The sequence below is a fragment of the Planotetraspora thailandica genome (assembly GCF_016863335.1).
In the GTDB taxonomy this organism is placed as follows: domain Bacteria; phylum Actinomycetota; class Actinomycetes; order Streptosporangiales; family Streptosporangiaceae; genus Planotetraspora; species Planotetraspora thailandica.
In genome coordinates this window covers 112,424-136,651 of the sequence record NZ_BOOR01000021.1, presented here as the reverse complement: position 1 = coordinate 136,651, position 24,228 = coordinate 112,424, and the positions used below count along the sequence as shown (strand labels likewise).

The 24,228-nt window shown below is 69.4% G+C and carries 27 protein-coding genes and 1 pseudogene; 21 read left to right on the top strand and 7 right to left on the bottom strand.

Annotated elements, in window-relative coordinates:
* Positions 1-97 precede the first annotated feature (97 nt).
* Both sthA and Pth03_RS15920 read right to left on the bottom strand, forming a co-directional pair.
* On the bottom strand, positions 98-1,501 hold the full coding sequence (sthA, locus tag Pth03_RS15925; RefSeq protein ID WP_203945036.1) for a Si-specific NAD(P)(+) transhydrogenase: 1,404 nt from the start codon (positions 1,499-1,501) through the stop codon (positions 98-100).
* Positions 1,502-1,819: 318 nt separating this feature from the next.
* Positions 1,820-2,266, bottom strand: a complete 447-nt coding sequence (locus tag Pth03_RS15920) for a transposase family protein (RefSeq protein WP_373318542.1) — start codon at positions 2,264-2,266, stop codon at positions 1,820-1,822.
* A gap of 73 nt (positions 2,267-2,339) precedes the next feature.
* Between Pth03_RS15920 and Pth03_RS15915 the strand changes: the two are divergent.
* From Pth03_RS15915 to Pth03_RS15905, 3 genes and pseudogenes are all read left to right on the top strand, one after another.
* Positions 2,340-2,450: pseudogene (locus tag Pth03_RS15915) on the top strand (IS5/IS1182 family transposase); the annotation flags it as partial.
* A gap of 80 nt (positions 2,451-2,530) precedes the next feature.
* Positions 2,531-2,863 (top strand): hypothetical protein, encoded by a 333-nt coding sequence (locus tag Pth03_RS15910; protein WP_203945134.1) that lies wholly within the window; start codon positions 2,531-2,533, stop codon positions 2,861-2,863.
* A gap of 352 nt (positions 2,864-3,215) precedes the next feature.
* A complete protein-coding gene (locus Pth03_RS15905; protein ID WP_203945035.1) occupies positions 3,216-3,560 on the top strand; it encodes a hypothetical protein in 345 nt (114 codons plus the stop codon).
* A gap of 7 nt (positions 3,561-3,567) precedes the next feature.
* On the opposite strand, the gene Pth03_RS15900 is transcribed toward Pth03_RS15905, so the two are convergent.
* Complete coding sequence (locus tag Pth03_RS15900; protein WP_203945121.1) at positions 3,568-3,822, bottom strand: metallothionein; 255 nt, start codon at positions 3,820-3,822, stop codon at positions 3,568-3,570.
* Between the two features lie 329 nt (positions 3,823-4,151).
* On the opposite strand from Pth03_RS15900, the gene Pth03_RS15895 reads away from it, so the two are divergent.
* The 5 genes from Pth03_RS15895 to Pth03_RS15875 all read left to right on the top strand — a co-directional run bounded on the left by Pth03_RS15895 (position 4,152) and on the right by Pth03_RS15875 (position 6,689).
* Complete coding sequence (locus Pth03_RS15895; RefSeq protein WP_203945034.1) at positions 4,152-4,493, top strand: hypothetical protein; 342 nt, start codon at positions 4,152-4,154, stop codon at positions 4,491-4,493.
* A gap of 410 nt (positions 4,494-4,903) precedes the next feature.
* Complete coding sequence (locus tag Pth03_RS15890; RefSeq protein WP_203945033.1) at positions 4,904-5,044, top strand: hypothetical protein; 141 nt, start codon at positions 4,904-4,906, stop codon at positions 5,042-5,044.
* Between the two features lie 8 nt (positions 5,045-5,052).
* Positions 5,053-5,505 carry a carboxymuconolactone decarboxylase family protein gene (locus Pth03_RS15885; RefSeq protein WP_203945032.1) on the top strand — a complete coding sequence of 151 codons (453 nt, stop codon included), beginning with the start codon at positions 5,053-5,055 and terminating at the stop codon, positions 5,503-5,505.
* A gap of 317 nt (positions 5,506-5,822) precedes the next feature.
* Positions 5,823-5,987, top strand: coding sequence for a hypothetical protein (locus Pth03_RS15880; RefSeq protein WP_203945031.1), 165 nt, complete (start codon positions 5,823-5,825; stop codon positions 5,985-5,987).
* Positions 5,988-6,047: 60 nt separating this feature from the next.
* Positions 6,048-6,689: a pyridoxamine 5'-phosphate oxidase family protein gene (locus Pth03_RS15875; protein WP_203945030.1), complete on the top strand. Its 642-nt coding sequence runs from the start codon at positions 6,048-6,050 to the stop codon at positions 6,687-6,689.
* A gap of 166 nt (positions 6,690-6,855) precedes the next feature.
* On the opposite strand, the gene Pth03_RS15870 is transcribed toward Pth03_RS15875, so the two are convergent.
* On the bottom strand, positions 6,856-7,653 hold the full coding sequence (locus Pth03_RS15870) for an SDR family NAD(P)-dependent oxidoreductase (protein ID WP_203945029.1): 798 nt from the start codon (positions 7,651-7,653) through the stop codon (positions 6,856-6,858).
* 188 nt (positions 7,654-7,841) lie between these two features.
* Here Pth03_RS15870 and Pth03_RS15865 point away from each other — a divergent pair, with 188 nt between their 5' ends.
* Positions 7,842-8,276 (top strand): YbjN domain-containing protein, encoded by a 435-nt coding sequence (locus Pth03_RS15865; RefSeq protein ID WP_203945028.1) that lies wholly within the window; start codon positions 7,842-7,844, stop codon positions 8,274-8,276.
* Between the two features lie 70 nt (positions 8,277-8,346).
* Here the strand turns inward: Pth03_RS15865 and Pth03_RS15860 are convergent, their stop codons facing one another.
* A complete protein-coding gene (locus Pth03_RS15860; RefSeq protein WP_239119075.1) occupies positions 8,347-9,177 on the bottom strand; it encodes an isocitrate lyase/PEP mutase family protein in 831 nt (276 codons plus the stop codon).
* Between the two features lie 133 nt (positions 9,178-9,310).
* Between Pth03_RS15860 and Pth03_RS15855 the strand changes: the two genes are divergently transcribed.
* The 7 genes from Pth03_RS15855 (at position 9,311) to Pth03_RS15825 (ending at position 15,832) form a co-directional block, all read left to right on the top strand.
* A complete protein-coding gene (locus Pth03_RS15855) occupies positions 9,311-10,825 on the top strand; it encodes an AlkA N-terminal domain-containing protein (protein WP_203945027.1) in 1,515 nt (504 codons plus the stop codon).
* The gene (locus Pth03_RS15850) at positions 10,822-11,322 is read left to right on the top strand and encodes a methylated-DNA--[protein]-cysteine S-methyltransferase (RefSeq protein ID WP_203945026.1); all 501 of its coding nucleotides are present in this window, start codon (positions 10,822-10,824) and stop codon (positions 11,320-11,322) included. Before Pth03_RS15855 ends, Pth03_RS15850 begins: the two co-directional genes overlap by 4 nt.
* Positions 11,323-11,498: 176 nt before the next feature.
* On the top strand, positions 11,499-12,071 hold the full coding sequence (locus tag Pth03_RS15845) for an RNA polymerase sigma factor (protein WP_203945025.1): 573 nt from the start codon (positions 11,499-11,501) through the stop codon (positions 12,069-12,071).
* Positions 12,068-12,919, top strand: a complete 852-nt coding sequence (locus Pth03_RS15840; RefSeq protein ID WP_203945024.1) for a zf-HC2 domain-containing protein — start codon at positions 12,068-12,070, stop codon at positions 12,917-12,919. Before Pth03_RS15845 ends, Pth03_RS15840 begins: the two co-directional genes overlap by 4 nt.
* A complete protein-coding gene (locus tag Pth03_RS15835; RefSeq protein WP_203945023.1) occupies positions 12,901-13,776 on the top strand; it encodes an ATP-binding cassette domain-containing protein in 876 nt (291 codons plus the stop codon). The genes Pth03_RS15840 and Pth03_RS15835 overlap by 19 nt, the downstream gene beginning before the upstream one ends.
* Positions 13,773-15,209, top strand: coding sequence for a hypothetical protein (locus tag Pth03_RS15830; protein WP_203945022.1), 1,437 nt, complete (start codon positions 13,773-13,775; stop codon positions 15,207-15,209). The genes Pth03_RS15835 and Pth03_RS15830 overlap by 4 nt, the downstream gene beginning before the upstream one ends.
* Entirely contained in the window at positions 15,206-15,832 is a 627-nt protein-coding gene (locus Pth03_RS15825; protein WP_203945021.1) for a hypothetical protein, read from the top strand. The genes Pth03_RS15830 and Pth03_RS15825 overlap by 4 nt, the downstream gene beginning before the upstream one ends.
* A 175-nt stretch (positions 15,833-16,007) precedes the next feature.
* On the opposite strand, the gene Pth03_RS15820 is transcribed toward Pth03_RS15825, so the two are convergent.
* Positions 16,008-16,895, bottom strand: coding sequence for a hypothetical protein (locus Pth03_RS15820; RefSeq protein ID WP_203945020.1), 888 nt, complete (start codon positions 16,893-16,895; stop codon positions 16,008-16,010).
* A 2-nt stretch (positions 16,896-16,897) separates the two neighbouring features.
* A complete protein-coding gene (locus Pth03_RS15815; protein WP_203945019.1) occupies positions 16,898-18,142 on the bottom strand; it encodes a VWA domain-containing protein in 1,245 nt (414 codons plus the stop codon).
* Between the two features lie 253 nt (positions 18,143-18,395).
* Between Pth03_RS15815 and Pth03_RS15810 the strand changes: the two genes are divergently transcribed.
* From Pth03_RS15810 to Pth03_RS15790, 5 genes are all read left to right on the top strand, one after another.
* Entirely contained in the window at positions 18,396-19,001 is a 606-nt protein-coding gene (locus Pth03_RS15810; RefSeq protein WP_203945018.1) for a 3'-5' exonuclease, read from the top strand.
* Between the two features lie 304 nt (positions 19,002-19,305).
* Complete coding sequence (locus tag Pth03_RS15805; protein WP_203945017.1) at positions 19,306-19,476, top strand: hypothetical protein; 171 nt, start codon at positions 19,306-19,308, stop codon at positions 19,474-19,476.
* A 298-nt stretch (positions 19,477-19,774) separates the two neighbouring features.
* A complete protein-coding gene (locus Pth03_RS15800; protein WP_203945016.1) occupies positions 19,775-21,901 on the top strand; it encodes a PQQ-dependent sugar dehydrogenase in 2,127 nt (708 codons plus the stop codon).
* A 41-nt stretch (positions 21,902-21,942) separates the two neighbouring features.
* Positions 21,943-22,974, top strand: a complete 1,032-nt coding sequence (locus Pth03_RS15795; protein WP_203945015.1) for a 3-keto-disaccharide hydrolase — start codon at positions 21,943-21,945, stop codon at positions 22,972-22,974.
* Positions 22,975-23,094: 120 nt separating this feature from the next.
* A complete protein-coding gene (locus Pth03_RS15790; protein ID WP_203945014.1) occupies positions 23,095-24,132 on the top strand; it encodes a M14 family zinc carboxypeptidase in 1,038 nt (345 codons plus the stop codon).
* Positions 24,133-24,228 lie beyond the last annotated feature (96 nt).

The window sequence follows — 24,228 nt, the reverse complement described above, 5'->3', positions numbered from 1 at the left end:
CCCGTACGTGCTCGGCTCATGATGCCGAATGGGCGCGCAGCCCGTACGGCAGGCGCCCATTTTGTTGGATTGCGGGGCATTCGTGTGCGCGGCGGACTCAGTCGGTGATCCTCGCGACCCTCCGGAGCTTGTTCACGGCATCGAGCGCGGCCACCTTGTACGACTCGGCGAGCGTCGGGTAGTTAAAGACCGCGTCGACCAGGTAGTCGACGGTGCCCCCGCAGCCCATGACGGCCTGGCCGATGTGGATGAGCTCGGTGGCCCCGGTGCCGAAGACGTGTACGCCGAGCAGCGACCGGTCCTCCGGGGAGACCAGCAGCTTGAGCATGCCGTACGTGTCTCCGATGATCTGGCCGCGGGCCAGTTCGCGATAGCGGGACACACCCACCTCGAACGGCACGAGGGCGTCGGTCAGCTCGTCTTCCGTCTTCCCAATGAAACTGATCTCCGGAATCGTGTAGATGCCGATGGGCTGCAGCTGGTTCATCCCGCTCACGGGCTCGTCGCAGGCGTGGTAGGCCGCCAGCCTGCCCTGCTCCATCGAGGTCGCGGCGAGCGACGGGAAGCCGATGACGTCGCCGACGGCGTAGATGTGCGGAACGGCGGTGCGGTAGAACTCGTCGACCGCGATCCTGCCGCGCTCGTCGGCCGCCAGGCCCGCCGCGCCCAGCGCGAGGTTCTCGGTCATCCCCTGGCGGCCGGCCGAATACATGACGGTCGAAGCAGGGATCTTCTTACCGCTCTCCAGGATCGTCAGCGCGCCACGCGGATGCCTCTCGACCGCCGCGACCGTCTCCCCGAACCGGAAGGTGACCGCGAGGTCGCGCAGGTGGTACTTCAGCGACTCGACGACCTCGAGGTCGCAGAAGTCGAGCATGCGGTCGCGCCGCTCCACCACCGTCACCTTGGTGCCGAGCGCGGCGAACATGGAGGCGTATTCGATGCCGATGACTCCGGCGCCGACGACGACCATGGAGTCGGGCACACGATCCAGCTGCAGGATGCCGTCGGAGTCGATGATCGTCTGGTCGTCGAACTCGACGCTGCTCGGGCGGGCGGGGCGGGTGCCGGTCGCGATGATGATCTTGTCTGCGGTGACCTTGACCTCGTTGCCCCTCTCGTCGACCACAGCCACCGTGTGCGGGTCGACGAACTCCCCCGACCCCGTCAGGACCGTGACCCGGTTGCGGGCGAGCTGGCTGCGGATCACGTCGACCTCGCGGCCGACGACATGGCGCGTCCGCACGGTCAGGTCGGTGACGGTGATGTCCTCCTTGAGGCGGTAGCTCTGGCCGTACATGTCCCGCTGGGTGAGGCCGGTCAGATACAGCACGGCCTCGCGGAGGGTTTTGGAGGGAATGGTGCCCGTATTGATACAGACGCCGCCGATCATGTCGCGTCGGTCGACGATCGCCACCCGTCGTTCCAGTTTCGCCGCGGCGATGGCCGCCTTCTGCCCGCCCGGGCCGGAACCAAGGACAAGTACCTCGAAATCGGTCACAGGGTCAGTGTGCGGGGACGAATCGACGCCGGAAAGGCTTTACCGTCTTCACCTCCCGCAATGTTCGACGTGAATTCACGCACCCCGGTCGGGGGCGATCACACACCCCGCGTGATCATGCAGAAGTTCGCGCACTCTCACGCTGAGCTGGACAAACCCGAGCCGTGATCATGCAGAAGTTCGAGGATCTGCGTGGTGAGCTGGGATTTCATCGGCCGTGATCATGCAGAAGTTCGGGCCCATGCCGCACGGCCAGCAAGGATGCCGAACGTGATCATGCACCGGCTTGCGCCCTCGCGCCAACGCACTGAGCCCTTTTCATCCTGAGTAGCGGCTCGCTTCGACGGCTTCGAGGACGAGGATGGCTTGGATGATTGCCGTGGCGCGGCGTGGGCAGCAGCGCAGCTTCGCGAACACCTTCCAGGCCTTCAGGATCGCGACGGCGCGTTCGCCAAGCGCCCGGATGCGGGCATGGGCACGGTTGACCTCCTTCTGCGCGCGGGACAGCCATGGCCGGTGCCGGTGGCGCTTGAACGGGATGCGGATCGTGCCGCCCGCGCCCTGGTATCCCTTGTCCGCGAAGGTTTTCACGTTGCCGCTGGTGAGCGCGTCGATCAGGCCGACGGTTCGGGCGGCGGTCAGGTCGTGCGTTCCTCCAGGCAGGGCGGGCGAGGCCCAGACGAGCCGGCCGACAGGGTCGGCCACGACCTGGACGTTCATGCCGTGGCGTTTGTGTTTGCCGGAGTACCGGGGGCCTCCTCTCATCGCATCTCTGGCCCGCTCCCACCCACCGTGACCGGCACCATCGATGGAACGGCTTACTCATCCGCCTTTCTGCGAGCGCGCGGTGGCGACTCTCAAGACCTGGAAGGTCCCGACCAAGCTACGTTGCTGCCCGCGCCGCGCCACCGCCGTCGTGCAAGCCATCACCGTTCTGCATCACATCGAGACCCCGCCACGACGCAGCATGAGAATGCCTTCATCGCGCTTTCCTTGCGGCCGCACCGGGCCGGAATCTAGCCTGCACAGATGCAGGCCGAGCCACGCGGCACGATGCACGGCTGGATCTGGCGCGCGAATCTGCTGCCGTTCGCCGAGACGATCGCTGATCTTGTCCGGTGCCGACTCGATGACGGCGCGCTCACTGCCGGCATCGAGGGCTCCGACGCCGACGACGACAGCTGGTTCACGTTCGTCCTGGACGGGCAGCCCCGCGTCGAGATGCACTTCGCGCGCACTCGTACGGACGACACAGTGCTGGTCGACGTGGAGTTGGACGGCATCGACAAGCCGCTCGAGATCAGGACTGCTCTGTTGCTGGACGTCTGCAACCGATACCGCCTGACGCCCGAGGCCGGCTGATCTGAACCCAACGTCCACGCTCACGGACAAACCTCCGCTGCAGGAGGAATCCTGAGGAACCCTCACCGGCCACACCGTCGATGCCACCATCATCACGATGAAAATGGCTCACTGATCCAACATCGCTACATGATCACGAATGGCAAAACCGCAGCTTGAGGGTCAACTGGGCGAGCTTCTGCATGATCACGGATGGAAGCATGCGAGGTCGGACGCCCTCCTCCCGCACTTCTGCATGATCACGGGGAGCAAAGGGCCAGCCCAACGACCGAATCAGCGAACTTCTGCATGATCACGCGTTGACAATTCGAGTGCAACTAGGGCGCAAGCGGGACGAGACACCCTTATCACCATGTGGAAAGACACTTCGCGATATCTCAGTGAGCTTCTCATCTGGGAGATCGAGGACTATCTCAGCGCCCAGACGGCCAAGCCCGACAAGGCCCGGGTCGCCTTTCTCCGCCTCACCGATCACAGGGCGGCCCAGGCGGTTGCAACCGACCTGGAGTCGGGAGGAAGCTTCTACGCCGCAGCGAAGCGGGCGCACATGTTCGGCATGACACTGCCCGGCGACATGTTCGGCATGGTGACCCGGGCAGAGCGCCCCGGCATCTTCGACGCCGTGCCCGGCACCACGTTCCCGCCGGTCCCCGACGGCGAAGGCTACGTGATCATCCGCCTCATCTCCTTCGAATGAGCCGGCCCTACCGCCTGCCTCCCGGGGCCGACTCACGATCGACGATGGCCGTCGCCCCCGACTCCCGCGCGCAATGGGCGCAGCAGTACCACCGGCCGTCGACGGCCACCCCGTGACCCACGATGCGGCAGCTGCAGTGCTCGCAGACGGGTGCCATCCGCGTGATCGCACATTCGAAGCTGTCGAAAACGTGCACCGCTCCCTGCGCGTGCACTTCGAAGCTCATGTCGTAATCGTTGCCACAGACCTCACAGGTCGCCATGGTCTCCCCCGGTTCGCCGATGTCGAGTCGGGCATACCCCGACCCCATCACCGGCGAACCGCCAGAAATCATCCATAAACTCCGGCTGACCAGGGCTTTCAGATGGGCGAAAGGTCCCTGATCCAGCATCCTCCCCAGTGCATGAACACGGGAACCGATTCGCCGGGTCGCGGCGGCCGTACGGCCGGCCCCTCTTGACGTTTTCCGATCACCCAAGCGGGACGCCTAACGGCGCACACGATTGAACCCTTGGTACATCTTTGGCCGTTTTATTCCGATTTATCCACGTTTTAGGTAACGTGATCGGCAATAGGTGGCTAGGAGGTGTCATGAACAGATTTGTTCACGTGATGCCGCTCGACGACGTCATCACCCACGAGGGAACGCCGGACTGCATCTGTGGGCCCGGTGGCCAGATCGTGAGCGCAGTGGACCTCATGGACCAAACTGACGACTGGCTCCACGCCGAGGAGACCGACGACTCCTCCGACCACCATGCCGAAGCCTGGGAAGACGAAGATTCCGGCGACTGGCCTGCCGATGAAGAGCGGCCCGGCGAGGAGCTGGAGACGGGCGATTCCCTCCTGGTCTGCGTCGTCTACCACCATTACGCCCTGCGCCCCTGCCACGAATGGGAAGCCTCCCCCGAACTTCAGCCCCCGTGGCGCTGATCCCGCAGAAGTTCGCGCCCAGACCGTCCCCCGCCTCGGTGACGACCACGATCACGCATGCGCGGGCCGACGAGTTCACGCACGTCGCGCACAGGCAGGAGCGAGAGACAACCGCATGATCACGGAACGCGTTGTGGCTGGTCATGCGACACGTGCACGAACTTCTGCATGATCACGAAACAGATCCGCGCAGGTCAGATGGCTTTCCACCGAACTTCTGCATGATCACGCACGAGGTCGGCGCAGGTCAGATGGCACATCATCGAAGATCTGCATGATCACGCCCCGTGTTTGCGCAGGCCAGAACGCACCCCGCCGGACTTCTGCATGATCACGGGCACGGGAGGCGGGTCCGGTCGGCTGATCGGTGATGTCACAAACTGAAACCGTGCCTTGTCCTTCTGGTCTGCATGACCAAGACGAGCCGGCAACGGACTTCACCCGGCCAGGTCACCGCTATCGACATGGTCATGAACCCGGAGAAACTCGCCGGCGTGAGCCGTACGCTCGCCGGCCGGTCCGGGGAGAACCACGAAGAGATCACAGACTGAAGGAGCCGATGATGGCGAGGATGAACTTCGGCAAGGCCGCACCCAAGGCGTCCGAGGCGCTGATGGGCCTCGAGCGGTTCGTACGCTCCAGTTCGTTGCCGCACAGCACGCTCGAACTGGTCAAACTGCGTGCCAGCCAGATCAACGGATGCGGCTTCTGCGTCGACATGCACAGCCGCGACGCCAAGAAGGCGGGTGAGACCGACGAGCGGCTCTTCGCCGTGGCGGCCTGGCGCGACACTCCGTACTTCACCGAGGCGGAGCGCGCCGCGCTCGCGCTCGCCGAGGCGGGGACACGGCTGAGTGACCGCCCCGAACCGGTCCCCGACGAGGTCTGGGACGAGGCCGCCAGGCACTACGACGAGGAGACGCTCGCCGCCCTGGTGGCGGCCATCGCCGCGATCAACGCGTGGAACCGGATCTCGGTGATCACCCGGGCGACGCCGGGCGCGCACCTCTGACCGTGCGGCCGGCCCCGGAGATCACGCCGATCTCCGGGGCCGGCCTGAAGGTCGTGGATCTGCAAACGGAAAACAACGGGACGGCAACCGATGGGGCGCATAGTCTGCTCAACGTCATCGAAGGAGGCACGGACCCATGAGACGCATCAGGATCTCCCAGCCCCGCCGCGCCCACCGGCCTACCGGCCGTTTCGAGCTCGACCTGCGCTCGCCTTCCGGCCGCAGGCTCCCTTACTGAACGCTTTTACGCTTGTTTTACGGCGATCCCTGTATCTATCTGGGACTGATAACGGAACCATCACGCTCGGGGGGTTCACATGCTGAAGGTGGTGCCGTCGCCAGCCAAGGTGAAGGACATCAGGCCGGCTCTGCGCAAAAGGGCCGGCCTGCGCGTCCGAGGCAAGGTCGTCGACCTGCGCCGATACACGGGCGCCAACGTCATCCGCTTCCCCCGTACGGCAGGGCCGACCTCGGCGGCGTGAGGCCCGGTCGGCCCTCATGCCGGTCGCGCATTCCGGCCCGCCGAGGTTGGATGTCACGCTATGAGCGATCTGTCGTCCACCGGCCGGACCCGTCACCGCAGGCTCAGGGAGCAGGGCCGTAGCGACCGCGCGTCGCTCTTCGCCGTGCTCCAGGCCGGGTTCGTCTGCCATCTGGGTGTGGTGTCCGACGGGGTGCCGATGGTCGTCCCGACGGTGTACGGCTTCGACGCCGACTACATCTACCTGCACGGATCGGTGGCCAGCCAAAGCCTCACCCAGACCACCACCGTGTGCGTGACGATCACACACGTCGACGGTCTCGTGCTGGCCCGGTCGGTGTTCGAGCACGGCGTCAACTACCGCAGCGCCATGATCTACGGCGTGCCCCGCAGGCTCGACAGCGACGAGAAGCTTTCCGCGCTCAGATGCCTCACCGAGCACATCGCTCCCGGGCAGTGGGACTACGCCCGCCGCCCCAGCCGCAAGGAACTGGCCGCGACCACCATCCTGGCGATCTCGCTGGAGGAGGCCTCCGTCAAGGTACGGCAGGGGCCGCCGGACGACGCCGACGACCCCCATGACGTCTGGGCGGGCGTGTTGCCGCTGACCGGCTCGTGGCAGCCGCCGGTGACCGACCCCCATGCCACCCGTCCGGTGCCCGCCCACATCAGCCGCCGCGTGGGCACCCTGTCACCCGCCTGACGTGCATGATCACGGATAAAGGATCCGCAGGTCAGGCGTGACATCCGCGAACTTCTGCATGATCACGAGCGAGGTTTGCGCAGGTCGGAGGGCCCGCTGCCGAACTTCTGCATGATCACCACACGAGGGGGCTGACCCCACCCCACCACCAGGGGGTGGGGTGGGGTCAGCGGGTCAGCGCCTGACGGATGAGTTCGTCGCTCAGCTCACGCAGGCGGGCGCGGGCCTTGACGTCGTACGCCTGGGGATCGGCGGTGGCCGCCCGCTTTCCGTCGAAGTAGCCGCCGGTGGGCACGTCCTCGTCGACGAGCCGCAGGGTGGCGTCCCCTCCCTGGTCCACCGAGGCGAGGGCGGGGACCCCCGCTTCCCTGACCATGGTCGTGTCCATGAAGGTCGCCGGATGCAGCGTGGTGACCGACACCCCCTGACCTGCAAGCTCCTCGGCCAAGTCGAAGGTGAACATGATCTGGGCGAGCTTGCTCTGCGCGTAGGCCCGCTGCCGCCCGTAGCCACGGGTCAGCATGGGGTCGTCGAAGTCGATGGCCTGCTGGCCCAGCGACGCCACGTTCACCACCCGCGAGGGGGCCGAGCGGACGAGCAGCGGGACGAGCCGCCGGGCCAGGTGGTAGCCGGCCAGGTAGTTCACGGCGAACCGCAGCTCGATGCCGTCGGCGCTCTCCTGCCTGCCCGAGCCCGCCGTTCCTCCGCCGATGCCGGCGTTGTTGACCAGCACGTCCAGCCGCTCGAACCGCTCCTCGACCTCCGAGGCCATCCGGTCGACCTGGTGAAGGTCGGCCAGGTCGGCCAGCACCTCCTCAGTGTTCCCGCCGATCTCCGCACGCACCCGGCGCACCCGGTCGGCGTTTCGCCCGTGGACGATGACACGTTCGCCTCTGGCGGCGAGCCGCCCGGCGAGGTGACGCCCCAAACCGTCCGTCGCACCGGTGATCAGAATCGTCCTCATGCCGCTCCCCTAAATCGAGACATCGCGACTCGTAATCATAGGACGCGAAGATCTCCGAAAGCCGCCCGGGGCCGGCGACGCGGTCCCCGGCACCGGCCATCAAGCTCGGGCGACCGTTGCGCGTGTTCGCCCGGCCCTCTGCCGCGACCAGCGGCCCATCGACGGCGGGATGGTGCAGGATGGATGACGTGACCCCTTCGCCAGCGGTCGTCCAGCCGGATCAGGAGCTCATCAAGGAGATCCTCGACGAGCTGGAGCTCGAGCACACCATCGACTCCGAGGGAGATCTCGCGATCTCCACCTCGGAGCTCACCGTCTTCTTCCTGTTCGGCTCGGAAGGTGATCTGTTCACGATCCGCACCTTCTACGACCGGCACTATTCGGTCGACGAGAAGCCGATGTTGCTCACCGCGCTGAACGAGTGGAACGCCGACACCATGTGGCCGAAGGTCTACGCGTTCACCCCGGACAGCGGCGTCATCAGGGTCATCGGCGACTCCCAGCTCTACATCGGCGCGGGAGTCACCCGCGAGCACCTGACCACAGTGGTCGCTCACTGGGTCAGGTTCGCGATCAAGTTCCACCGCTGGCTGATCGACAGGCTCTCCTTCGAGCGGGACTGACACAGGTCAGGCCGTCGGCGACTCCTCGGCGTGAAACGCTGTGACGCGGCCGGACCCAAGGAGTCCGTGCTCACCTCAGCAACTCGTTGAGCTCCCCGTAGCCGAGTGCACGGGTGAGCGTGCCGTACGTGCCGGTGGCCAGCACCTCCTGCGCGCTGCTCCGGACGACGGCGTACGCGGCCTCGGCGATGGACGAGCCGAGGCTGACGCGAGCAACTCCCAGCGCGGCCAGCTCGGCCACCGCCGGCGCTCCTGGACCGGCGAGCACGTTCACCGGCGCCGCCACCCCTTCGACCAGGGCCGAGATGATCTGAGGGTCGGTCACGCCGGGCACGAAGATCCCGTCGGCGCCCGCCGCGAGATAGACCTCTGCCCTGCTCAGCGTCTCCCGCAGCCGGGCGGTTGGGTCTCCGGCGGAGAGCAGGTAGGTGTCGATCCGGGCGTTGATGAACAAGGCGGCGCTGCCGGCGGCCTGCCGAGCGGCGACGATCCGCTCCGCCTGTTCCGGGGCCGGACGAAGCGGCGTGGGTCCGCGATGATGGGCGTCTTCCAGGTTGACGCCCACCGCTCCGGCCGCGAGCACTCCCTGCACCGTCTCGGCGACGCCCTCGGAATGGTCGGCGTAGCCGCTCTCGATGTCCGCCGTGACCGGGACGTCCACCGCCGCGACCACCCGCGCGATGAGGTGCAGGGCAAGGTCACGATCGAGCTCGTCTCCGTCGGCGGCGCCGAGGCCCCACGAGACGCCCGCGCTTGTCGTCGCGATCGCCGACGCTCCGGCGTCTTCCACGATCCGTGCTCCGGCGACGTCCCAGATGTTGGGCAGCACGAGCGGGCGTCCGGCCGTGTGCAGCGCGCGGAACAGGGCGGCCCGGTCTGTCTGAATCTGTGAGATGGACATGTGAGCATTCCAGCGGCCCCACCAGGCGGAGGTCTGGCGGAATTCCGACATGCACGTCCGTGTAGCCCCCCGCCGACGTTGATGTCGGATTTCCGCTAGCTTCCCCAGGATGACCGGCCGCACAGTGGGTGACATGCATGACGACCGGGACCGATGCGTGCGAGCCGTGCAGTCCAAGGACGCCAGGTTCGACGGCTGGTTCTTCACCGCGGTCGTCACGACGGGCATCTACTGCCGGCCGAGCTGCCCTGGCGTGCCGCCCAAGCCGGAGAACATGCGCTTCTATCCGACCGCGGCCGCGGCGCAGCAGGCGGGCTTCCGGGCGTGCAAGCGGTGCAGGCCCGACGCCAGCCCGGCGTCCCCGCGATGGAACGAGCGCGCCGACCTGGTGGCCCGGGCGATGCGCCTGATCGCCGACGGGGTGGTGGACCGCGATGGCGTCTCCGGCCTCGCCGCCCGCCTCGGATACAGCACCCGGCAGATCGAGCGGCAGCTCATGGCGGAGCTGGGAGCCGGCCCGCTGGCGCTGGCGCGTGCCCAGCGCGCCCAGACGGCGCGGATCCTCATCGAGACGACCGGCCTTCCCATGAGCGACGTCGCCCACGCCGCGGGATTCGGGAGCGTGCGCGCGTTCAACGACACGGTTCGCGAGGTCTTCGCCCTGGCCCCGAGCGAGCTGAGGAAACGCGCCGCGCGGGGGCATCCGGCCACGACGCCGGGCGCCCTTTCCCTGCGCCTGCCGTTCCGGGCGCCGCTGTGCCCCGACAACCTGTTCGGCCATCTCGCGGCGACCGCCGTCCCCGGGGTGGAGGAGTGGCGGGGCGGCGCCTACCGCCGCACGCTGCGTCTGCCCCGCGGGCACGGCGTGGCCGCGTTGCGGCCGGAACACGATCACATCGGCTGCGTGCTCACCCTGACCGACCTGCGTGACTTGTCCACTGCCATCGCGAGGTGCCGTCAGCTGCTCGACCTGGACGCCGACCCTGTCGCCGTCGACGACCTCCTGCGCCGCGACCCCGTTCTCGCCCCGCTCGTGAACAAGGACCCCGGCCGGCGCGTGCCCCGCACCGTCGACGCGGACGAGTTCGCCGTACGGGCGGTCCTCGGGCAGCAGGTGTCGACCGCCGCGGCGCGCACCCATGCCGGTCGCCTGGCCGCCGTGTACGGCCAGGCGGTCACGGACACGGGAGGCGGTCTCACCCGCCTGTTCCCCGACGCCGCGACCCTGGCCGGCCTCGACCCGGACGGACTCGCCCTTCCCCGGGCACGCCGCGACGCGCTCGTCTCCCTGGTCGCCGCGCTCGCCGCGGGAGACGTCGACCTCGGCGCGGGCAACGACTGGGAGTGCGCCCGAGCCCGGCTCGCCCGGCTTGCGGGAATCGGGCCGTGGACGGTCGAGACCATCGCGATGCGCGCCCTCGGCGACCCGGACGCGTTCGTGCCGGGCGACCTCGGCGTCCGTCTCGCCGCCCGTGAGCTGGGGCTTCCGTCGACTCCTGGAGCACTGAGCCGGCATTCCGCGGCCTGGCGGCCCTGGCGTGCCTATGCCGTACAACATCTGTGGGCCACCGGCGATCACCCGATCAACCGGCTCCCCGATGAGGAGCAACGAAAAGCCGGTCGACCGGCGGGACGGAGTGTCCGATGAGTGCGGACCGCACGCACACCGTGGTGGACAGCCCCATGGGGCCGCTCACCCTCGTCGCCACAGACGGCGTGCTGGCGGGGCTCTACATGGAAGGGCAACGCCACCGGCCGCCGCAGGAGACCTTCGGCGCACCGGACGCCTCGCCGTTCGCCGAGGTCGTCGAGCAGCTCGCGGCCTACTTCGCCGGTCGGCGCACCGTCTTCGACCTGCCGATGACGCTGACGGGCACGCCGTTCCAGCAGCATGTCTGGGCCGCCCTGCGGCGGATCCCTCACGGTGAGACGATCACGTACGGGCAGCTCGCGGACCAGATCGGGCGGCCTGCCGCCGTCCGGGCCGTCGGCCTGGCCAACGGGAAGAACCCGATCGGCATCATCGTGCCGTGCCACCGGGTCGTCGGCTCCACGGGCGGCCTTGTCGGTTACGGCGGTGGGCTGGACCGCAAGCGGCGGCTCCTCGACTTCGAGCGTGAGATCAGCGGCGGAACGCTCTTCTGACCCCGCGAACCGCGACCACCGCGCCACCAGGAGCACCGGGAGCACGCACGGGGCGCGGTGGGCCGTGTCAGCGCCGTCCCACGCCTCCCGCGGTGTTCGGTGCCCGGAACACATGAACCAAGGGCGATTCTTCGCTTTTCAGAACCGGAATCGGCGAATGGTGCGATAGACGGTATGTGCACCGCTTCCTCAAACGCCGCCGGGAGCCGCCTCCCGTAAGCGGCTCCAGCGACGACGCGGAATTGCTCGCCGCCGTGGCCGGCGGACAGGTCGAGGCGCTCCGCCTCCTTCACGAACGGCATGCCCCCTGGCTCAAGGCGCGCCTGTCGCGTCGCTGCGCCGACCCCGACCTGGTCGACGACGCGATCCAGGACACATTCGTGGCCGTCTGGCGGGACGCACGGCGTTACGACGCCGCACGCGGCGACGCTGCGGCCTGGATGTGGACGATCGCGATCCGCCGGCTGATCTCCGCGTTGCGCCGCGGCGTTCCTCCCCCGCAGGTCACGCTCGACTCCGCCGACCTGGTCGGTCAGTCCGCGGAGGACGCGGTGCTGGTCGGAGTGGAGCACGGGGACCTCGGCGTCGCGCTCGCCCGGTTGTCGCCCGAGTTGCGGGCCGCCATCCAGGCCACCGTGCTCGACGGCCTTACCACTCGCGAGGCCGCGCACCTTCTCGGCGTCCCGGAAGGCACCGTCAAGACCCGCGTCATGCGGGTCAAGGCCCGGTTGAGGGAGCATCTCGCATGAACGCGCAATGGCATCCTTCTGGCGATCTCATCACGCGCTACGCGGCGGGCCGTCTGGACTCGGTGCAGGTCATGTCGGTGGAGAGCCACATCGCCCGCTGCCCGCGTTGCCGTACGGCCGTGCCGTACGACGAGGGCTGGCTCGAATCGAGCTGGGACGGCATAGCCGACGTGGTGGACGCGCCCCGGACGCGGCCGCTGGCGCGGATGTTGCGCGGCGCCGGCGTGCCCGAACACGTGGCCACGTTCCTCGCGGCCACGCCCGCCTTGGTGCGCAGCTGGGTCGTGGCCGTCGTCGCGGTGCTGAGCTTCGCGGTGGCGGCGGCCCACCTCGCGGCGCCGGATCCGTCGCGGCCGCTGGACGCACTCGTGCCCTTCCTGGCCGTGGCGCCCGTGCTGCCTCTGGCCGGCATCGCCCTCGCCTACGGACCGCGCGTCGACCCGGTGCACGAGGTGCAGGCGGCCACCCCGATGGCCGGCGCGCGGACGCTGCTGCTGCGCGCTCTGGCCGTGCTCGTGGTGGCGATCGCCCTGACGGGGGTCGCGACCCCGCTGCTGCCCGGCCCGCCGGGTCTGGCCGCGGCCTGGCTGACTCCGTCGCTCGCGCTCAGCGCAGGGACGCTCGCCCTGTCCACCCGCTTCTCCCCGCTCGCCTCGGCCGCCGCGCTCGCCGCCGCCTGGCTGGCAGCGGTGACCGCCGGAGGCGTGCTCGGCCCGGACGCCCTGCCGCTGTTCTCCCCCGCTGCCCAGGCCGCGTACGGCATGGCCGCCCTGGCCTCGACCTTGCTCGTTCACCTGCGGCGTGCCCGCCTCGACCGAGGAGAGTTCCGATGGAAAAGCATGGCCTGACGGATGCGGCGGTGAGCGTCCGCGACGTCAACAGGAGGTTCGGCCGTAAGACCGTGCTCGAGCGCTTCTCCGTGGAGCTGGGCCGTGGGGTGACCGGGCTGCTCGGCCCCAACGGCGCGGGGAAGACCACCCTGCTGCGCATCCTGGCGACCACCCTGGCCCCCGACGCGGGCGAGGTGCGCACCTTCGGGCTCGATCCATCGGATCCGGCGCAGCGGACGGAGGTGCGCCGCCGCCTCGGCTACCTGCCGCAGGACCCCGGGTACTACCCCCACTTCACTGCCTTCGAGCTCGTGGAATACGTCGCGATCCTGAAGGAGCTGACCGGCCGCCGCGAACGCCACCGGGAGGTTCGCCGCGTGCTCGCGGAGACCGACCTGAGCGGCGCGGCGAAGACGAAGGTACGCAAGTTGTCGGGTGGCATGCGGCAGCGGCTCGCCCTGGCGCAGGCGCTGCTCGGCGACCCGGCCCTGCTCATCCTGGACGAGCCGACGGTCGGCCTCGACCCCGAGCAGCGGATGCGCTTCCGCGCGCTCGTGTCCCGGTTGGGCGAAAGCCGTACCGTGCTGCTGTCCACGCATCAGACCGAAGACGTGGCGGCTCTGTGCGAGCGCGTGATCGTGATGCGTGAGGGCCGAGCCGTGTTCGACGGCACACCGTCCGGGCTGGCCTCGGTCGCCTCCGGCCAGGTGTGGCTGTCGGAGTCCGCGCCGCCTGCCCCGGTCCTGTTCTGGCGGACCTCCGACGGCCGCTACCGGACGCTCGGGGCCGCTCCGCCGGGTGGGCTTTCCGCCGATCCGGGTGTCGAGGACGGCTACCTGCTGTTACTCGGAAACGCCGCGGAGGTGTCCGCGTGAGGCTGTCGCTGGTGCGTTTAGAGACGCTGCGTCTGCTGCGCAACCCGATCTTGTGGGTCGTGGCGCCGGCATCCCTGACTGTGGGTGTGGCCCGTGGTGCGGCCTGGCTGCCCGACATGACGACGGTGACGATCGACGCGGTCACCATCTCGGCCTCGGCAGGAGCAGCCGTGCTGATCGTGGCGGCCCTCGCCGCGGGCCGTGACCGCCGGCACGGCATGCCAGAGACCCTGGCCGCCTTGCCGGGCCGCGCGGCCGTTCGCACGCAGGCGGTCGTGCTCTCGGCGCCCGTTGTGGGGGCGCTGATCGCGTCGTTGATCATCTGCGTCCGGCTGGTGGTCGCGGAGTCGTCGGGTCACGCCGCCGGGCGGATCGATCCCTTCGAGGCGCTCGGCGGCGTGGCCCTGGCGGCGCTCGCGGCGACGACCGGCGCTGCGCTCGGCCGATGGATCCCCACGCTGATCGCTGCACCGGCGGTCGTCTGCGCGGTGGCCTTCGGCATGCTGGCGAACTCCCGGGGCGAGTACGGTGGCTGGTTCCTGCCCGTGATTCCGGACCACGACCCCTCGTGGGGAACCCGGCTCACGCGGGAGCACCTGCTCTATCTCACTGCGGCTGCCGTCCTGCTCGCCGCGCTCGCGCTGCTGCGGCACGGCCTGCGCCCGGTCCGCGCCATCGCGGCCCTGACCGCTCTCGCCGTCGCGGTGCCCGCGGGGGCCGCCGCGACCGCCGGCGCTCCGGCGCTTCCGTGGGCCACACCACACTTCGTCCCGCGAATGCCGGCTCAGGTGTGCCAAGCGCAGGAGGGCGTGACGTATTGCGTCTATCCGGGCTACCAGCCGTGGATCCCCGTCTGGGCGGAGGCGATCCGGCCCGTCGTCGCCGCGGTCCCGGAGCGCGCCCGGAACCGGATCCCACCCGTGCGACAGATCTCCGGGATCTACGCCCCTGACGACATACTCGACCAGCCCCGCACATGGCTGGTGTGGTCAACCGACCCCACCCGGCACCGCGCCCTGCTGATCGGCCAGATGGCCGCCGCGGTGACCGGGCTCGGCGACGGCTGCGACAATCTCGGCCGGGCGCGGACCGTCGTCGCGCTCTGGCTCGCCGGGCGAGCCGAACCTCTGAGTGACGCCCCCGATCCAGGCACCTGGAACGCGCCTGGCGGCGGAGACGACCTTCCGCGTGGATGGATTCACATCGAGGTGGGTGGCGGCACCTCCTTCGGCGTTCCCGGTCAACTCGGCGGCAAGAGGTACGGCACGGCCGAGGTCGAATACGCACGCCGCCTGCTGGAGCGCCCGGATGCGGCCGCCCGTGTGAAGGACCACTGGGACGTGCTCACCTCGCCCGAGACGACCATCGGGCAGGCCCTCCCCCTGCTCGGCTTGCCGGAGGGCAGCGTCCCGCGGGGAGAGCGATGCGAATGAGCCGCGCATCGATCACGCTCGCCCTGTTACGCCCGCTGATTCGGGCGATCGACTGGGTGCCCTTGGCAGTCACGGTCTCGATCAGCCTGTGTCTCGCGGCCGGCATGGAGCCCGGTGATCCGCTGGAGCCCGGGCTGGGGCTGCTCATCCTGAGGACGTCGGCGATCCTGCTCGGCTCGGCGGCCGCGTTCGCCCTCACCGACGCCATGGCTCCCTCCTCCGCCGCCGCCGCTCCCGTGCCCCGATGGCTACGGCAGTGGGAACGCACCCTCCTCGCGGGTGCGGCCAGCGCGCTGGGCTGGGGCCTGACCTCGGCGATCGTCGTCGCGCGACTGGCTCCCGGCGCCACGCTCGGGTTCCCCGGGACGGCCCTCGAGGCCGCGATCTGCCTGCTCGCGGGTCCCGCCGCCGCGGCCGTCGCCGTACGGAGGTATCCGGGCAAGCCTGCCGCGCTCACCGGCGCGTTTTTCCTGTTCACCGGCTGGGCCGCGATGCAGCTCACCGGCCCCGCCGCCTGGGCAGGGCCGTACGGCGGCCAGGGGAATGCGGCTCTCTGGTGGGCGGCGGCCCTCGTCGTCGCGCTGGTGGTCCTGGCCGCCGCCCACCGCGACGTCAGGCGCTGACGGGACCCGCTTGGGCCGGTGCTGTTCCTCAACGAGGCGGCTCATGTCGTCCAGATCGACGGCCGCCAAGCTCACCACCACCGACTCGGGCTGCCGGTGGTGGTGGTCCGGCCCCCGCCGCCGCCCCAGGGGGTGGCGGCGGTGCCGGACGTGGCCTCCGTGCTGCTGCGGGGGATCAGCGGCGGTCGAAGGCGTCGGGTTCCGGGATGCGCTGACGCGGATGCCGGGTGAAGTCGTCGGGCTCCGGGAAGCGCCGACGCGGATGCCGCGTGAGACGGTAGCCGCCGACGCCGGTGACGGCCGCGATGGCACCGCCGACGGCGGTCCAGGCCCAGCGGGCCGACAGGTCGGGGAGCCAGCCCCAGCTCCAGTTCCAGCCGGTGTCCTTCTCCTCCTCGGCCGCGACCGGCGGCGCCGAGGTCAGTACCGTGCCGGCGGCGACCGGCTGGGTCAGCGGGGCCTTGAGCTCGCCGCCCTCCGGCTGGGTGTCGTCGCTGTCATGGGCGGTGATCTGCATCGCCACCTGCATCGGCAGGCCCAGATCCGGCTCGGGCAGTCCGGTGACGGCCAGTCGGACGTAGTAGGTGCCGGGCAGCGGGTCGCCGGACCACGGCTCGGCCCAGGCACGGACCTGCCGCAGGGTGCAGCCCAGGGCGACCGATGCGGCGCCGGCCGCAGCGGTCGGCGTCTGGGCGCCCGCCGTACAGGCCTGGCGGCGGCGAAGCCCGTCGAAGACGTCCACCGCCCAGCTGGATGCGCCGTGCCGGGAGGCTGTGGGCGGCAGGGTGACGGTGATCGCGATCTTGTCGGTCTGCCCGGCCTCGGCGGTGAACGACCAGTAGAGGTAGTCGCCGGTGGAGCCGGCCAGCTGCACCGGCTGTCCGGGCTGGACGGCGGTCGCGGTGAGGAAGGAGGATCCGGCCGTGGTCACCGGCGGCAGGCTGTCCGACGGGGACGGCGACGGCGAGGCGATGTCGGCGGCGGCCGGACCGGCGGAGAGCAGCAGTGCGGCCGCGGCGGCGGACAGCGCCCCAGCGCAGCGGCGGACGGAAGTTGTACGCATCGTTAGTTCGCCCTCCAGATCGCGACCCGCCAGCGCGCCAGCCAGCCGAAGAGCAGGCCACCCACCAGACCGGCGAGGGCCAGCAGGCCGAGCAGCCCCCAGCCGCGGCCCAGGTCCGGGCCGTTGGGGGCGGGAGAGGAGTCGACGACGCCGACGGTCAGCTCCAGCGGCATACCGGGCGTTGCGGCGGTGGTGGCGGTGGGCGAGGAGAAGGAGTTGCTGACCACCAGGCAGACGGTCTGGTCGGGAGCGTCCTGCTCGGCGGACCAGCGCAGGCCGGTGGAGAGCACATCGGTGCGGCCGCTGCCCGCGTCGGTGCCGCGAACCAGCTCCCGGCCGTCCTCGGAGACGGCCCGCAGCAGCACGCCGTAGTCGCGGTTGAGCGCGCGGTCCAGGGAGACGCTGACGGAGGCCCGCAGCTCCTGCCCGTCGCGGACCGGGACCCGGTACCAGCGGTGCTCCTGGAACTGCTCCCGGTCGGTGTAGGCGCCGGGGCTGAGCAGCGGGGCGCCGGTGCAGTTGTCGGTGCCGTCCACCTGAGCCGGGGTCTGGGTGTAGGTGGTCGCGGCGCGGTCCACCAGCTGGTTGATCCGGTTCGTCAGCTGGGTCTTGCTGGTGACGGCGGTGTAGGTGCCGCCGGTGGCGGAGGCGATGCAGGTGAGCTGCCTGCGCACCTTGTCGTTGAGGGTCAGGCCGAGGGTGTCCACCACCAGGTGGGTGCCCTGCGCGGCGAGCTCCCGGGCGACCTCGCACGGGTCGGGCGGGGCGCAGGTGTCCTCGCCGTCGGTGATCAGGACGATTCTGCGGGTGGTCTCGCCGGTTCCCAGGTCCTGAGCGGCGGCGCGCAGCGCCAGGCCCACCGGGGTGAAGCCGGTGGGGCGCAGGGTGGCGACGGCGGTCTTGGCCTCCAGCTTGTCGATCGGGCCGATCGGCACCAGCTGCTGGGTGTCCTTGCAGCCCACGGCCTTGACGTTGCCGGGGTAGGTGGCGCCGAGGACGCGGATGCCGACCTGGGCCTCGGCGGGCAGCGCGTCCAGCACATCGTTGAAGGACTGCTGGAGCACCGAGATCCGGCTGTGGCCCTCGATGTCGCGCGCCCGCATCGAGCCGCTGATGTCGAGGACCAGCTCGACCTTGGGCGGTTCCTTCGGGGTGGGCTCGTCGGCGTGCGCGGGGGGCACACCGAATAAGGAGAGGGCGGCCAGCATCCCGAGCAGGGCTGCGGCCGTCCGTCGTCTGATGATCACTCGGCGATCCTAGTGATCACCAGATCATGGACGGACCACCCGTCCTTGCCCGGCCCTGTAGCCGTTCCGTCCGCTCAGCGCGCCGAGGTGGAACTCCCGGGCCGGGGCCCGCCGGGCTCGAGGCCCTTGACCGAGGCCTGAAGGATCGGATACGCGTACGCGCGCGCAACGCCTCGGTGAGCGTAATCGCGCTGATCGTCCCGCGGGCCGAAATGGGAAGGCGGGCGGGAAAAGCGATCATTATGGTGTCGCCATGGAGCCGTTCGCGCGCTTCCTCAACGTGATCGACGTCGAAGCCACCTGCTGGGAGAAGCAGCCGCCGCCGGGACAGCTCAGCGAGATCATCGAGATCGGCCTCTGCGTCGTCGACCTCGAGACCCTGGAGCGGGTGTCGCGTCACCGGCTGCTGGTCCGCCCAGTCCGGTCGTCCGTGAGCGAGTTCTGCACCGAGCTGACCGGGTTGACGGCCAAGGACGTCGCCGGCGGCGTCTCATTCCAGGAGGCCTGCGGCGTCCTCGAACGCGACCACCGGGCTCGCTCCCGCACGTGGGCGAGTTGGGGCGACTACGACCGGCGGCAGTTCGAGCGGCAGTGCGCGGCCGCCGGTGTGCGCTATCCATTTGCCATCCGGCACGTCAACGCCAAGCTGACGTTCTCCGAGACGTACGGATTGACCTGCCGGCTCGGCATGAAGGCCGCCCTGGAGTACGCCGGCCTGCCGCTGGAGGGCCGCCACCACAGCGGCGTCGACGACGCCTGGAACATCGCCGCCCTCGTCGTGGGCATGGCATCCGCCCGGCACGGGCGGCCGGACAATCCGTGGGACCCGCAGGCCGTGCACACGCGGGCTTCCCGCTGAGGGCCGAGCCGCTCCCGGCCCGCCTGAAGAGCCGATGACGTCCCCCTGGTGGCGTCGCGAGCATGCCTGCAGCGCCTCACGTCTGACTTTGTCCTGCAACGAGAGAACTTTTGGTTATTTCGACAGAACTTCTTCCCAGCCCAGTCAAACGAGGGTAAATTCTGCGTTAACTGAGCGGCAGTTCGGGAGCTATTGGTGAGGTTCGGTCACCGCGTCAGAAATGGCGGTTCCGGCTCACCGCGGAAGGACTCAGCGTACTCACGGCGGATCAAGCGATTCATCCACCGATTGGAGTCGGAAAACGATGAGCCCGCACGACGAAGAAGAGGCGACTGCAGGACCGCTGATGGGAGCCAAGGGCTACCACAACCCGATGTACGAGCAGGACAACGCCCCCGGAGGCACCGCCAACCCGGCCCAGTCACTGCAGTACTCCGAACTCAGCTACGACAACATGGCCGCACTCCGCGGCTGAACACTGGGCGGCTAACACAGGGCGGCTGACACTGCGCGGCTGAGCCCTGCCGATACGGGCTTCTCGCACCCGATGACGACGGCACGTCGCTAGCGCCTGCACGCGTCCGCACGAAGGGACTCCGCGTGCGACTGCCTTGGCGATTTCGTCTGCGCAGCCCGTGGCCATGACCGCGCCGAGTTCGGCGCGGGTCGCATCCCTTTCATCGAGCACCCGGACCGTCCTGCCCTGCCGTACGGCAGTGGCGGCGGTCCGGCCTGTCCAGCCGACGACCCCTTCGGTCAAGGAGAAGCATCACGTGAGCCGTACTTCAAAGAGAACCCGGCTGGCGGTGGCACTGGCCGCCGTCATGACGGGGCTTCTGACGACACCGTCGATCGCTGTGGCCCAGGAGAGTCCGGCGCCTCCGGACTCCGCCTTCCAGAAGGTGACGCTCAACGACACCCCAGGCGAGCCCATGGACCTCGCCGTCCTGCCGGACGGCCGGGTTCTCCACACCACGCGCGCCGGAACGGTCTGGATGCACGACCCGTCCACCGGCCTCAACACACAGGCCGCCGTACTCGACGTGTACCAGCACGACGAGGAGGGCCTGCAGAGCATCGCGATCGATCCGGGCTTCGGCAAGAAGAACAGATGGGTCTACCTGTACTACTCGCCGCCCATGAACACCCCCGTGGACGACCCGTCGACGCCCAACGTGAACGAGGGCGACGCCCCCAACGCCGGCACGGCCGCGGACTGGGAGCGCTTCAAGGGCGTGATCAGGCTCTCTCGCTTCGAGTTCACCAAGGGCAAGATCGACCTGGCGAGCGAGCAGCAGATCCTGGACGTCCCGGTGGACCGGGGCATCTGCTGCCACGTCGGCGGCGACATCGTCTTCGACGCCGCGGGCAACCTCTACCTGTCGACAGGTGACGACACCAACCCCTTCTCCTCCGACGGCTACAACCCGATCGACGAGCGGCCGGACCGCAACCCGGCCTACGACGCCCAGCGCAGCTCCGCCAACACCAACGACCTGCGCGGCAAGATCCTGCGGATCCATCCCAAGAACGGCGGCGGCTACGACATCCCCAAAGGCAACCTGTTCGCGCCCGGCACCACGAAGACCCGGCCCGAGATCTACGCCATGGGGCTGCGCAACCCCTTCCGTATCGAGATCAACCGTGAGAACGGCGACGTGTATGTCGCGGACTACTCCCCCGACGCCGGCCAGGCCAATCCCAACCGAGGACCGGCCGGGCACGGCAAGTGGGCGATCGTGCGCAAGCCGGCCAACTACGGCTGGCCGTACTGCTCGACCGCGGAACTGCCCTACGTGGACTACGACTTCGCCACCGGCACGTCCGGCTCACGCTTCAGCTGCACGGCCCCGGTGAACGAGTCTCCGCACAACACCGGCCTGCGCGACCTGCCGCCGGTCGAACAGCCGGACATGTGGTACTCCTACTCCACGTCCACGCAGTTCCCCGAGCTCGGCGCCGGCGGCATCGGCCCGATGGCGGGCCCCGTGTACCGGTTCGACGAGAAGGCGACCCGAGGGCGTACCCCGGTTGCCTGGCCGGAGCACTTCGACGGCGTGCCGCTGTTCTACGAGTGGACCCGCGACTACACGAAGGCCTTCCACCTGAACGGGGACGACAAGCTCGCGAGCATCGAGTCGGTCCTGCCGTCGATCGCGTTCGACAACGCCATGGACATGGAGTTCGGGCCGAACGGCGCCCTCTACGTCCTTGAGTACGGCGACGGCTACTTCCAGGAGAACCCTGAGGCGCAACTGGCCCGCATCGACTACATCGGCCAGAACGGCAACCATTCGCCGGTTCCGAAGGCTTCGGCCGGCACGACCAACGGCCTCGCGCCGCTCACCGTGACGTTCTCGAGTGAGGGCACCGTGGACGCCGACGGCGACCGGCTCCGTTACGAGTGGGATCTGGACGCCGACGGCAGAGTGGACTCGCGGAAGGCCGATCCCACCTTCACGTACACGAAGAACGGCGTCTACCGCGCGACCCTCAAGGTGACCGACGTGGGCGGTCCTCAGCGCGGCCGTTCAGCGGCGACCTCCGTCGAGGTCGTGGTCGGAAACGCGGCGCCGGTCGTGGAGCTGGTCGCGCCGGCCGAGGGGCAGCCGTTCCACTTCGGCGACGTCGTCCGGTTCGAGGTGCGGGTGACCGACGACCAGACGGTCGACTGCTCCCGCGTCCAGGTGACCTACATCCTCGGCCACGACCAGCACGGGCACCCGCAGACGACGGCGAGCGGATGCACCGGATCCATCACCACCACCGTGCCGTCGGGGCACGACCCGGCGACCGACGACCTCCACGGTGTCTTCGCCGCCACGTACACCGACCCGGGCGGTGACGGCCTACCGGCTCTGACCGGCACCGACGAGGTGGTGCTGGAGCCGACCGGCTGAGTGGCCCAGAACCCGCTCCAAACTCAAGGAGGAATCCCCTCATGACCAAAAAGAGCAAGCCGGCGGCCCTCATCGGCGGCCTTCTCGCCGCCGCCGTCGCGGGAAGCCTCATGGCGGCCCCGGCGGACGCGGCGGAGCAGTCGTGCCCCGCTCCCGACGCACGGCCGACGGTCCGGTTCCTGGACGCCGACAGCGGTGTGGCGAACAGGACGGCCGGGGGTGGCTGCACCGTCAACGACCTCATCGATGACGAGCGCACGTGGAACAACCACGGCGCCTTCGTCCGCCATGTGAGTGAGGTCACCCGTGATCTGGCCGGCTCGAGCGTGATCAGCGCTGACGAGCGTTCGGCTCTCGTGGAAACCGCGGCCCGATCAGGCATCGGACGGCCGAACGGCCCCACGCCGTACAAGACGATCTTCGATGGGACGCCGGGGTCCTTCGGCGCCTGGGGTTACGTCGGCGGCCGGGGGTTCGCCCTGCGTGACGACGGGTCCATGGTGACCGCGAACTCGCCCACCGGGGGTGGTCTCGGACTGCTCTGGTACAGGGCAGAGCAATTCGGAGATTTCTCGCTGCGCCTCCAGTTCCGCGACGAACGGGCCGGCGACGCGCGGTCGAACAGCGGCGTGTTCGTGCGGTTCCCCGGTGTCGACCCCGCCGCCAACCCCGAGTGCAAGACCAACGACCCGGCATGGGTCTCGGTCAACTGCGGTCATGAGATCCAGATCAACGACACCTCGGAGAGCGGTGGCAACGACCCCCGCAAGACGGGGTCCGTGTACGGATTCGCCGACCTCGACCTCGCCCAGGCCCGGCCGACCGGCAAGAGCGTCTGGAACGACCTGGAGATCCGCGTGGTGGGCCAGCACTACACGGTGATCCGTAACGGCGAGGTCATCAACGAGTTCGAGAACGTCCCCGGCCTCCCGTTCCCGGGCCGCCCGACCGACCCCGGCACCAGCGGCAGGCAGTTCGAGCGGGGGTACATCGGACTGCAGAACCATGACGCCGGCTCGGTCGTCGCGTTCCGCAACGTCCGGGTGCGCGACCTGTCAGACGGCGGCCATTAGGCATCCGGAGACAGCCGGCGGCTCGGCCTCCCACTGCGCCGAGTCGCCGGCGGACCGGCCCTGTGCCGCTTCTCCCAGCTGCTGACGAACACTCCACTCCATCGATCAGAGGAGGTTGTTTTGCTCGGAAAACGACGCGCAGCCGTGTTTCTGGCCACCGTCCTGGGCCTGACGATCGCAGGGACGACCACGGCGTCCGCCGACGGCACGAAGCCGGGAGGGCCCTGGGTGCAGGAGGCACAACACGTCTCGCTTGAGCGCCTGCACAGCTACGACGAGCTCACCAGCGCACTGCGACGCCTGGAGCAGCGCTCCAAGGGCGTGGTCGACGTCGAGTCGATCGGGAAGACGCACGAGGGCCGCGACATTTGGGCCGCGACCGTGGGCGACGGACCGACCAAGGTTCTCTACATCACGCAGCAGCACGGCAACGAGCCGCTGGGCACGGAGGCCGCCCTGCAGCTCCTTCAACGGATCGGAACCTCCCAGGCCAAGTGGGCCGGCGACGTTCTCGACGACGTGACGCTTCGCGTCGTCGTACGCGCGAACCCCGACGGCACCGAACGGTTCCAGCGGCAGAACGTCGACCCGGACTGCTCGGGCGCCTTCTGCCGGACCGGGGTGGGCTTCGACATCAACCGCTACCACGACCCGGCCATGGCTCCCGAGGCCAACCCCGTACCCGAGTCGGCCGCCATCCAGCGGATGGTGCGATCGTGGCGGCCGGACATCACCGTGGACTACCACCACCAGGGCAGCTACCGGCAGCCCGACGGGTCACTGGCCACCGCGTCCATCCTGTGGCCCACCAACTCGGGGGTGACTCCGCAGGTCCTCACCGCCAGCAAGCGGGTCGCCAGCGTGGTGTACACCTCCCTGGAGGACTACGGCTTCGCCGACGTGAGCCGCTATCCCGGGGAGTCGCTCGCGGGCATCGCGCGCAACTCCTTCGGCCTGCAGGGCAGCGCGAGCCTTCTGATCGAGTTGCGCGGCGACCTCGGCCAGAAGTCCAGTGGCTACCTGATCCGCACCGCCTACGCCTCCATGGCCGCGCTGCTCCAGGCCGCCGCCGACGGCAGCCTCGCCACTGCGGACCCGGCCGTGGCGGACGCCATCCCCGCACGCGGCGAGCCGATCGACCAGCACGAGGACGAGTAAAGAACGCAAGTGCCCGCCCCGCAGCACGCCCAGGTGCCGTACGGCACAGCATGAGCAGGGTGCCGTACGGCACAGCACGGCGGGGTGTCGTACGGC

Coding starts and splice junctions, on each gene's coding strand:
- Pth03_RS15910 (WP_203945134.1), top strand. CDS start 2,531: ATGCAGGCCGAGCCACGCGGCACGATGCACGGCTGGATCTGGCGCGCG.
- Pth03_RS15900 (WP_203945121.1), bottom strand. CDS start 3,822: ATGGCGACCTGTGAGGTCTGTGGCAACGATTACGACATGAGCTTCGAA.
- Pth03_RS15920 (WP_373318542.1), bottom strand. CDS start 2,266: ATGAGAGGAGGCCCCCGGTACTCCGGCAAACACAAACGCCACGGCATG.
- Pth03_RS15890 (WP_203945033.1), top strand. CDS start 4,904: ATGACCAAGACGAGCCGGCAACGGACTTCACCCGGCCAGGTCACCGCT.
- Pth03_RS15870 (WP_203945029.1), bottom strand. CDS start 7,653: ATGAGGACGATTCTGATCACCGGTGCGACGGACGGTTTGGGGCGTCAC.
- Pth03_RS15905 (WP_203945035.1), top strand. CDS start 3,216: ATGTGGAAAGACACTTCGCGATATCTCAGTGAGCTTCTCATCTGGGAG.
- Pth03_RS15875 (WP_203945030.1), top strand. CDS start 6,048: ATGAGCGATCTGTCGTCCACCGGCCGGACCCGTCACCGCAGGCTCAGG.
- Pth03_RS15835 (WP_203945023.1), top strand. CDS start 12,901: ATGGAAAAGCATGGCCTGACGGATGCGGCGGTGAGCGTCCGCGACGTC.
- Pth03_RS15825 (WP_203945021.1), top strand. CDS start 15,206: ATGAGCCGCGCATCGATCACGCTCGCCCTGTTACGCCCGCTGATTCGG.
- Pth03_RS15885 (WP_203945032.1), top strand. CDS start 5,053: ATGATGGCGAGGATGAACTTCGGCAAGGCCGCACCCAAGGCGTCCGAG.
- Pth03_RS15805 (WP_203945017.1), top strand. CDS start 19,306: ATGAGCCCGCACGACGAAGAAGAGGCGACTGCAGGACCGCTGATGGGA.
- Pth03_RS15795 (WP_203945015.1), top strand. CDS start 21,943: ATGACCAAAAAGAGCAAGCCGGCGGCCCTCATCGGCGGCCTTCTCGCC.
- Pth03_RS15895 (WP_203945034.1), top strand. CDS start 4,152: ATGAACAGATTTGTTCACGTGATGCCGCTCGACGACGTCATCACCCAC.
- Pth03_RS15820 (WP_203945020.1), bottom strand. CDS start 16,895: ATGCGTACAACTTCCGTCCGCCGCTGCGCTGGGGCGCTGTCCGCCGCC.
- Pth03_RS15860 (WP_239119075.1), bottom strand. CDS start 9,177: ATGTCCATCTCACAGATTCAGACAGACCGGGCCGCCCTGTTCCGCGCG.
- Pth03_RS15810 (WP_203945018.1), top strand. CDS start 18,396: ATGGAGCCGTTCGCGCGCTTCCTCAACGTGATCGACGTCGAAGCCACC.
- Pth03_RS15850 (WP_203945026.1), top strand. CDS start 10,822: ATGAGTGCGGACCGCACGCACACCGTGGTGGACAGCCCCATGGGGCCG.
- Pth03_RS15880 (WP_203945031.1), top strand. CDS start 5,823: ATGCTGAAGGTGGTGCCGTCGCCAGCCAAGGTGAAGGACATCAGGCCG.
- Pth03_RS15840 (WP_203945024.1), top strand. CDS start 12,068: ATGAACGCGCAATGGCATCCTTCTGGCGATCTCATCACGCGCTACGCG.
- Pth03_RS15855 (WP_203945027.1), top strand. CDS start 9,311: ATGCATGACGACCGGGACCGATGCGTGCGAGCCGTGCAGTCCAAGGAC.